This window comes from Cellulosilyticum sp., from assembly GCF_982396655.1.
This window is the reverse complement of sequence record NZ_CEVXFV010000050.1, coordinates 21,892-30,157: the sequence shown is the minus strand read 5'-3', so window position 1 is coordinate 30,157 and position 8,266 is coordinate 21,892. Positions and strand designations below refer to the sequence as shown.

Sequence of the window (8,266 nt, the reverse complement as noted above, 5' to 3'; positions counted from 1 at the left end):
CCAAAGGTTATAAGATAAATAATTATAGTAGCTACAAACCAAGTAGTACCAAAGGCTATAAGATAAATAATTATAGTAGCTACAAACCAAGTAGTACCAAAGGTTATAAGATAAATAATTATAGTAGCTACAAACCAAGTAGTACAAAAGAGTATGACTACGATTATGATTATGGTTATAAGGTAAATAATTATAGTAGCTATAAATCAAGTAGTAGTAGAAGTTATAAAGCAAATACCTATAGCAGTTATAAACCAAGTAGTAGTAAAAGTTATAAGACAAATAATAATAGTAGTTATAAAATAAGTAATAAAGCTTCTAGTAGCTGGAAAGATAAAGTAAGTACATATGTAGGAAAGTCTGTTAATCAACTTATTAAAGGAAATTATACAGACACTATATTAGGTACAGCAATGCAAATTGGTACGGGTATAATAGGTATAGATATGCCAGCCGATTTAAGAGATCTATCAGCAGATATTGTTAACTGGGAAGCAAGTTGGAAGCACATTGGACAGACCTTGGTAGATATAGTAGGGATTATTCCAGTAATTGGAGGCATTAAGTATTTAGATGAATTAGGAACAGTAGGTAAGAATGCTGTAAAATATATAGATAAAATAGATGAAATTGCTGATACTGCGAAGCAAATAAGTAATGGTATAAAGGGTAGTTTGAAGTCGTTTAATGAATTTAGTGATGCAGCAAGATCTATAGGAAGTAGAACTGATTTGACAGATATACAGAAGGTAAAAGGATTGCAAGAATTATTCAAGAATTCAGCATATAAGATTGATATTAATGTTCCAAGTGATGCCTCTCTATATTAGAGGCTTTGATGCAAAGGGAAATGTTATTTATGATTGGCCTAGTAAACTGGGATTTGATGAAAATACAATAACATCGATATCTAGAAACAATGGATTACCAGACACTTGGGATAGATATGGGTATATGGGCGGTTGCAATTTTGCTGATGTGCCAGCCAGTGGTAAATATACCTATAGTGAGCGAGCAATTCCATATGTTGAAAATGAGGCTGCATATCATACTGGTTCGTTTAATAATGCATCATATTTTGATAAGATTGATGCAATTAAGTCGAAAGATATAGATTCCTTTAATGAGTTACTAAGTCAAGAGGGGATTGATACATGGGAGATAGATGATTTTGAGGAGTTATGTGATAACTATGATTGCTTTATTTCAAAAACACAAAAAGAATTAGGGACCGCTATTGATATAACATATGGAATAAAAGGGAAAGCAGCAAAGTGGGGAGGCATGTCTGGTGGAGCAGGTCAAATAGTCACTCCATTTGGAGGAGATGTATTAAAGAAAATAGGAGTTTTAAAGGTGGGATAATTTTATGGACAGAAATGAAATTAAAAAGAAGATTATGGAATTTCAAGATAAGATTGGAATGTGGAGAATAATAATTAATAATTTGAGTGAAGCAGACTTTGTGCTAGGATATGGATTTGATGATATTAGTAAAAAATGGAAAGTTTATCAAAATAATGAACAAGAAAATCAATTAGAATGGTATTTTGAAACAGAAGATGAAGCATTATTAAAATTATACAAAAAGGTTAAATTTCAATATAAGATAAGTAATTGATTTAATTTTGGTTATATTTTAAGGCGAAATTTTAAGATTTAGATGTAAATGCACTCTTAGCAACAAAACTGCTGTTAGGAGTGCATTTTACCTTTGAAAATATATATCACAATTGAAAGCGTAAGGCTATATTATTTTAGAAGTAAGCGTCAATTCAAACACGCCTACAAAAAATACGCCACTGCTAGTATACTTTTACTAGCTTTATGGCGTATCTGGATTTTTACATTTTTCAGGAATACTTAATGACCATGGCAGAATTTCTGAGATTTGCAGATCCTTGTTTAGTTGAATCTGTTCAAACACATATTCCAGATAGTGCATTGGCTTAAGGTTATTGGCTATTGCTGTTTGAATGATACTATAAATAATAGAAGAAGAGTTAGCTCCATTTGGGGTGTTAGAAAATAGCCAGTTTTTACGACCTATGACAAACATTTTAATAGATTGTTCTGCTAGGTTATTACTCAACTGGATTCGTCCATCTTTCAAGAAGTTGCTCAGATACTCTTTTTGATTTAGGGCATACGTAATAGCCTTGCCCAGTAGACTTTGTGGCAAAGTTTTTGAATTGATCTCATTTATCCAAGTATAAAACGCATCTAACTTCTTTTTGGACTTCTTTTGTCGCAGTTCAAGCCTTTTTTCAGCTGTATAATTTAACTGATCAGCTTCACTTTCTATTGCAAAAAGCTCCTGGATATAAGCTTCGCCCTTTCTAGCTTCTTCATTATTCTGACCTGCTTGCCATGCCTCGTGGAATTTTCGTTTAGCATGAACTAAGCAGCCACATAATGTAACGTTTTCAAGCTTTTTATAGCCACTATATCCATCACAGTGAAGATAGGTTCCTTTCCAGTCCTTTAAGAATGTCTTCACATATTCACCACTTCGACCTACTTGATAATCATAAATGATTACTGGTCTTTCGGCATTCTTAGTGGTCCTATAAAGCCATTCGTAAGATTTAGAAGTCGCCTTTCTTCCTGGCTCATTAAGTACTTCGACAGTGGTTTCATCTGCATGAAGTAACTCATTCGTAAGAAGCTCTTGTTTAAGTGCTTCAAAAAGTGGCTTTAATAGTGTATCACCTTTTAAAGTCCAGTTTGAAAGGTCTTGTCTGGTTAAGTGAATATCATAGCGTTTAAATTCCTGTTCCTGCCTGTATAATGGCATAGCATTGGTATATTTTTGATTGATAATGTAAGCCATTAGACTAGGTGAAACTACACTTTTAGGAATAAGTGCTTTAGGACTCTTAGCACTTTTTATAAAACCATTCGTTCCTTCTTGATCACACTTTCTACAACTATATACATAAGTAACATGTTCAATGATTTTTACCTCTGCCGGTATAATAACCAGCTCTTTTCTGATTTCTTTTTTCATTTCTGTTAAAGGTGAACCACAAGTGGCACATACTTTTTCTTCTTCTGAAAGCTTGTATTCAATCGTTTCCACAGGAAGTGTATCGAACTTAGAACCTCTTTTTGATCTTTTTCTTTTATGTTCTGGAATCACCGTACTTTGATCAGGTTCCACTGCAATCGGTTCTTTTAAAACTTCTGCCTCATTAAATAAATCTGAAAAAGCGTCAGCAATAGAAATCTGGTTTTGATCTGCTTTTTCAGATGACACACCAAATTTCTTTTGTCGACGCAATTTAAGTTGTTCTATGTACCATTGATTTAACTTTTCTAATGAAGCAAGTTTTGCCTGCTTTTGGGCGATTTCTTTTTCTTGTAAAGCAATCTTTTTTTCTTGTTCCTTTAATTTGGATCTTAAAGCTTCGATCTCTAGTCGTTGTTGTTCTAATAAGTTCACCTTAAAATTCTCCATTCGTTGTAAGTTTCTGAATTTATTATACCATAATTAGTAAAGGATTCCTAGCGAAACATCAGGAAATTAAGGTCTTTTCCATACTTCTTGTCGCTTAATCTTTTGTTTAATACCAGGTGCTTTTATAAGATTTTCAAAGTCATCTAAGGTGAGATTCATAGTCGCTTCATCTTCTAAAGCTTCAGGCCAACTAATGCTACCTTTTTCTAAACGTTTAAAGTGGACCCAAAAACCATTATCTTCCCACACTAAAAGCTTGATACGATTGCGTTGCCTGTTACAAAAACCAAAGATGAATTTTTGAGTAGGATCAAGATCAAAGTTATGCTGCACAATGTCACAAAGCCCATTTATGTTCTTTCTCATGTCAGTCGTGCCACAAGCTAAGAAAACTTTGTAGCCATTATAATTAAACATGAGAATCTACCGCCTCTTTTAAAACTGCTGTAAGAAGTGATACTGCCACATGTTCCGGTACATGAACCTTGCAAGAGCCTAATTCGAATAAAACATTACTTATAGTTTTTTCTTTATGTGCTGGATGAACACTTTTAGATGATTTAGATTCAAGTGGTACAAAACAAACATCTTGCTGCATAGTTTTATATTCCATTCTCCAGCGATAGAGTGTATTTGGTTTGATGCCATTTTCTTGGCACCAAACCATGTGAGATTGCCCACTTTTAAGAAAGCGGGCAACGAGATCAAAACGTTCTTGTTTTGTTGTAGTCTTTCGTGAGCTCAAAATGTATACCTCCTTAAAAATACTTAAGGACAGTATACTTAAAAATCAGTAGATATAGTAGGCGTGCTTGATGTGACGCTTACAAAATAAAAGGGAGTTTTATAATTATGAAAAAAACTTTAAAAACTTTATTTAGTTTGAGCATCCTTACCTGTATGCTCACTTCACCACTTCAAGCAACGACTTCTTGTCCACAAACAATACCATTCCAAGAACTTAGTTTGTCTCAGGAACAATTAGAAGATGGAGTCACTGTATTAATTACTAGAAATAATGATGGAACATATAATCAAGAAGTTTATGACGATGAAGATATTGCTCTTTCAAGTGTACCAAGGTCTAGTTTCGCTGGAGATGGAGTTATAGATGTGGCAGCTTTTCATCTGGGGTTTAAAGATTGGAATGAGGATACAGACTGTTTGTATTTTAACGTTTCAGCAGATGAGACTCTTTCTTATGTCGATGGAAATGTCTATGTAAAGAGTACAAGCATATTACATCCTGAATCTTTTTATAACGATAGACTTCATTATCCACTCTTCGGCTCAAGCAATACAGGTGGCACAATAGCATATGTCAATACAGGCGATGAAACAAAAGTAAGAGTAGGATATTCAGATCTTTATATAGTAGCAATATCAGGTTCTTATGCTAATATGGGAAGTGCATCTAAAGTAGTAAACAGGTAATTATGACTAATAATAATTGTAAAATAACTGATATACTTTCTTATTTACCTTCGAAACAACTTTCTCTAACTAAAATAGAAGAAATATTCAATGATGCACTCATGGGAAAAGCAAACTCCTTATACGAAGTTTGCTTCTCCCATGAGAATATTAAACTAAATGAATGGCAATCACTTGCCCGTAAAGAACTCGGAGCTTCAAAAGATCTTGCATATGTTTTATATAACAAAGAAGTCGTTGCCATTATCGCCTATGTGCAAGTATAAAAATACATCTCAGAATATCGAGGCTGCTGAAAAAGTCTATGATTGTTCAACTATAACAATCATAGACTTTTTTCTGTTATAATAAAAGTATCAAATTTAGAAGGTGATTTTATGCTTCAACAACAACAATCTTTAGTTTTAAGTCCATACATGAAAATTTATGATATCGTTGTCCCAAAGGATAATCTTTTACGCAAAATCAATGAGCTTACTGACTTTTCTTTTGTTTATGATGAACTCATTAATAAATATTGCTTAGACAATGGTAGAAATGCAATTAGTCCTATTCGTATGTTCAAATATCTTCTTTTAAAGTCCATTTTTGATTTATCCGATGTGGATATTGTTGAACGCTCTAGGTATGATATGTCTTTTAAATATTTTCTAGATATGACTCCTGAAGATCCGGCTATTGATGCCAGTTCATTGACTAAGTTTCGTAAAATTAGATTAAAAGATGTTAATCTTCTAGACTTACTGATCAATAAGACAGTAGGAATTGCACTTGATAAAGGTATTATTAAGTCGAAGTCTATTATTGTCGATGCAACGCATACTAAATCACGTTATAATCAGAAATCACCTATAGAGATTTTGCAAGATCGTTCTAAAAAATTACGTAAAGCTGTGTATGAAATAGATGAAAAGATGAAAGATGTTTTCCCAGCTAAAAATACTTCAAATGAGATAGAAGATGAAATCACATACTGCAAAGAACTTTTGAAAACAATAAATAGTAATGAAGCAATCGCTTCATATCCTAAGGTAAAAGAAAAAATCAATCTTCTAGAAGAAACAGTAAATGATGATATTGAACATTTAAAAATTTCCAGTGATAGTGATGCAATGGTAGGACATAAGACAGCTGACACATTCTTTTTTGGATATAAAACGCATATAGCAATGACTGAAGAAAGAATTATTACTGAAGCAACGGTTACTACTGGTGAAAAGAATAATGGAAAAGAACTCAAAACATTATTAGAAAAGAGTTTAGCGACTGGTCTTGAAATAGATACTATTATAGGTGATGCCGCTTATTCTGAAAAAGGAAATATTGAATTAGCAACTAAAAATGAGATTAAGCTTGTAGCCAAATTGAATCCTTCTGTAACACAAGGCGTTAGAAAAAAAGAAGATGAATTTTTGTTTAATAAAGATGCAGGGATGTATGCTTGTAAAGCTGGTCATATGGCAATTTGAAAAGCAAGACAAGGTAAGAAAGGTGTCTCAAAAAACCAAGTAGATACCTATTATTTTGATGTTAAAAACTGTAAAGTATGTCCATTTAAATTTGGATGCTATAAAGACGGGGCTAAAAGTAAAACTTATTCTGTAACCATAAAGAGTAATGTACATAAAAGTCAGATGACTTTTGAAGAAAGTGACTATTTTAAAGAGAAATCAATAGAACGATATAAAATAGAAGCTAAAAATAGTGAATTAAAACATAGGCATGGAAATGCAAGGGCATTGACCATGTTTGCAGTAAATTAAAAAAAATTATCAAGTTAATGGAGGACTAAGACCTCCATTAACTTGATAATAAAAGAAAAAAAGCAATTAAAATCTTAACTTTAGATTTTAATTGCTTTTTTTGAAGTACTGATTTAGGCTTTATCTAAAAAATGATAGTTTTTCAGCAGCCTCGGTTTTCAGAGTTAAGTTTTTTATTAAAGTATATCGATGAAGGAATTTCTAAAAATAATAAAACATCCCTTATAGATTAAATGATGATATTTAATTTATAAGGGATGTTTTTACTATATAGTTATGGAATTTGACTGATATTATAGTTGCAAACCTATTGTAAAAAGAGTCTATTTTATAATTGTAAAGCTATTGTTAAGGAAATATTTCATTAACAATAAATAACAAGGTATAGTTGTAAATCTATTTAACATATATATGGGATTCGAATACGAAAAATCAAGGCTTTAATAAAACTATAATTGCAGACCTCTTTGTCATATAACAAATAATATTCTATAAAATTCCATATAACTCCTCCAAAAAACATGATATACTGGTAATAAAGTAGACTGGAGGGGAAAATACATGAATGAGAGAATTGATAAGTTTGTAAATGACATGAGAAAGATTTTGGAGTTTGAAAAAAACTATGGCAAGATGCAGTACACACAGCAGATGAATTCAGCAAAGCTAATTGTACATGCCTTTGAAGATGAACTTATTAAGAGTTCGCTAGATCTTGTGTATATCTGCAATGAGCTACCAGAGATTTCATATGATTTGTGTCGTTATTTCGATACATATATTTTAGCTAAGGGTGTAGGTGGTCCAAGAGGTCTGCGTAGATTAAGATCAGTCATAAAAAGAGAGAACCAAGAAAAAGAAAGAGTTCGCATATAAGGGTTAAAGTTGCTTTTTATACAAAGGGGAACAATACAAGAAGTTTAACATAAAAGAGCTGTTATGAAACGATTTGTGAACTGACCCCAATAAGTTAGACCTAAAAATCTAACTTATTGGGGTCACATCATTTGAGGCGTTTCATAACAGCTCTTTTGTATTTTAAGTAGGCATTAAGCAGCTGGGAAAAGTTTGCCGAATGTAAATCTTACAAGGGGTGAAACGATGATTAAGTTAAGCGGTAATGCCATAATGAAGTTACGCATAACACATAATGGATAAATCTTAAGTGTGATGCTGTTAAAACCAACAGCGATAATAGCACCATATAAAGACATAAATAAGACCATGCCAATGACCATACAAGAAGAAATTGCTAAGATTATTTTAATTGGCTTTGTGTTTTTATTAGGTTTAACGATTTTAAAAGCAATAGGTTTTGCAAGTTTGCCTACGATGAATACATCTATTAAGAGGGCAACTAAGAAGCCAAGCCAAAAGTCTTTAAGAAGATTAGTGAAGAAAGCAGGATGAAAGCCTTCGTTTAAAAGCATATTATAAATTGTCATACCAAGTACCATGCCGAAGCACATCATTAAAGTAAAAATAAATTTTTGTGATTTTGTTTGTCCCATTTTTATATCCTTTCTAAATTAAAAGTGTCAACTAAGTTGACAAATCTTATTCTAAATGGTTTTGAGTAGAATGTCAACTTAGTTGACAACCTGAGTAG

General features: G+C 32.3%; 10 protein-coding genes and 1 pseudogene. 7 read left to right on the top strand and 4 right to left on the bottom strand.

The annotated features are described in order from the left end of the window. The 3 genes from AC1VAQ_RS16720 to AC1VAQ_RS16710 all read left to right on the top strand — a co-directional run. On the top strand, positions 1 to 830 hold an 830-nt coding region (locus AC1VAQ_RS16720), incomplete at its 5' end, for a hypothetical protein (protein ID WP_479904218.1). After that, positions 814 to 1,365, top strand: coding sequence for a hypothetical protein (locus AC1VAQ_RS16715; RefSeq protein WP_479904217.1), 552 nt, complete (start codon positions 814 to 816; stop codon positions 1,363 to 1,365). The genes AC1VAQ_RS16720 and AC1VAQ_RS16715, both read left to right, overlap by 17 nt. A 4-nt stretch (positions 1,366 to 1,369) precedes the next feature. Next, the gene (locus AC1VAQ_RS16710) at positions 1,370 to 1,621 is read left to right on the top strand and encodes a hypothetical protein (RefSeq protein WP_479904216.1); all 252 of its coding nucleotides are present in this window, start codon (positions 1,370 to 1,372) and stop codon (positions 1,619 to 1,621) included. A gap of 204 nt (positions 1,622 to 1,825) precedes the next feature. Here AC1VAQ_RS16710 and tnpC read toward each other — a convergent pair whose 3' ends face one another. The 3 genes from tnpC to tnpA form a co-directional block, all read right to left on the bottom strand. Next, complete coding sequence (gene tnpC, locus AC1VAQ_RS16705) at positions 1,826 to 3,445, bottom strand: IS66 family transposase (RefSeq protein WP_479904215.1); 1,620 nt, start codon at positions 3,443 to 3,445, stop codon at positions 1,826 to 1,828. Positions 3,446 to 3,526: 81 nt separating this feature from the next. Further along, positions 3,527 to 3,877 (bottom strand): IS66 family insertion sequence element accessory protein TnpB, encoded by a 351-nt coding sequence (gene tnpB, locus AC1VAQ_RS16700; RefSeq protein WP_302596035.1) that lies wholly within the window; start codon positions 3,875 to 3,877, stop codon positions 3,527 to 3,529. Next, positions 3,870 to 4,205 carry an IS66 family insertion sequence element accessory protein TnpA gene (tnpA, locus tag AC1VAQ_RS16695; protein WP_302596037.1) on the bottom strand — a complete coding sequence of 112 codons (336 nt, stop codon included), beginning with the start codon at positions 4,203 to 4,205 and terminating at the stop codon, positions 3,870 to 3,872. The genes tnpB and tnpA overlap by 8 nt, the downstream gene beginning before the upstream one ends. Before the next feature lie 107 nt (positions 4,206 to 4,312). On the opposite strand from tnpA, the gene AC1VAQ_RS16690 reads away from it, so the two are divergent. The 4 genes and pseudogenes from AC1VAQ_RS16690 (at position 4,313) to AC1VAQ_RS16675 (ending at position 7,533) form a co-directional block, all read left to right on the top strand. After that, the gene (locus tag AC1VAQ_RS16690; RefSeq protein ID WP_302596038.1) at positions 4,313 to 4,894 is read left to right on the top strand and encodes a hypothetical protein; all 582 of its coding nucleotides are present in this window, start codon (positions 4,313 to 4,315) and stop codon (positions 4,892 to 4,894) included. Positions 4,895 to 4,896: 2 nt separating this feature from the next. Continuing rightward, a complete protein-coding gene (locus tag AC1VAQ_RS16685; protein ID WP_302596039.1) occupies positions 4,897 to 5,160 on the top strand; it encodes a hypothetical protein in 264 nt (87 codons plus the stop codon). A gap of 111 nt (positions 5,161 to 5,271) precedes the next feature. Next, positions 5,272 to 6,686 (top strand): annotated as a pseudogene (locus AC1VAQ_RS16680) (IS1182 family transposase). Positions 6,687 to 7,218: 532 nt separating this feature from the next. After that, positions 7,219 to 7,533 carry a hypothetical protein gene (locus tag AC1VAQ_RS16675; RefSeq protein WP_302596040.1) on the top strand — a complete coding sequence of 105 codons (315 nt, stop codon included), beginning with the start codon at positions 7,219 to 7,221 and terminating at the stop codon, positions 7,531 to 7,533. A 173-nt stretch (positions 7,534 to 7,706) separates the two neighbouring features. Here AC1VAQ_RS16675 and AC1VAQ_RS16670 read toward each other — a convergent pair whose 3' ends face one another. Next, a complete protein-coding gene (locus tag AC1VAQ_RS16670; protein ID WP_302596041.1) occupies positions 7,707 to 8,168 on the bottom strand; it encodes a DUF2798 domain-containing protein in 462 nt (153 codons plus the stop codon). Positions 8,169 to 8,266: the final 98 nt, after the last annotated feature.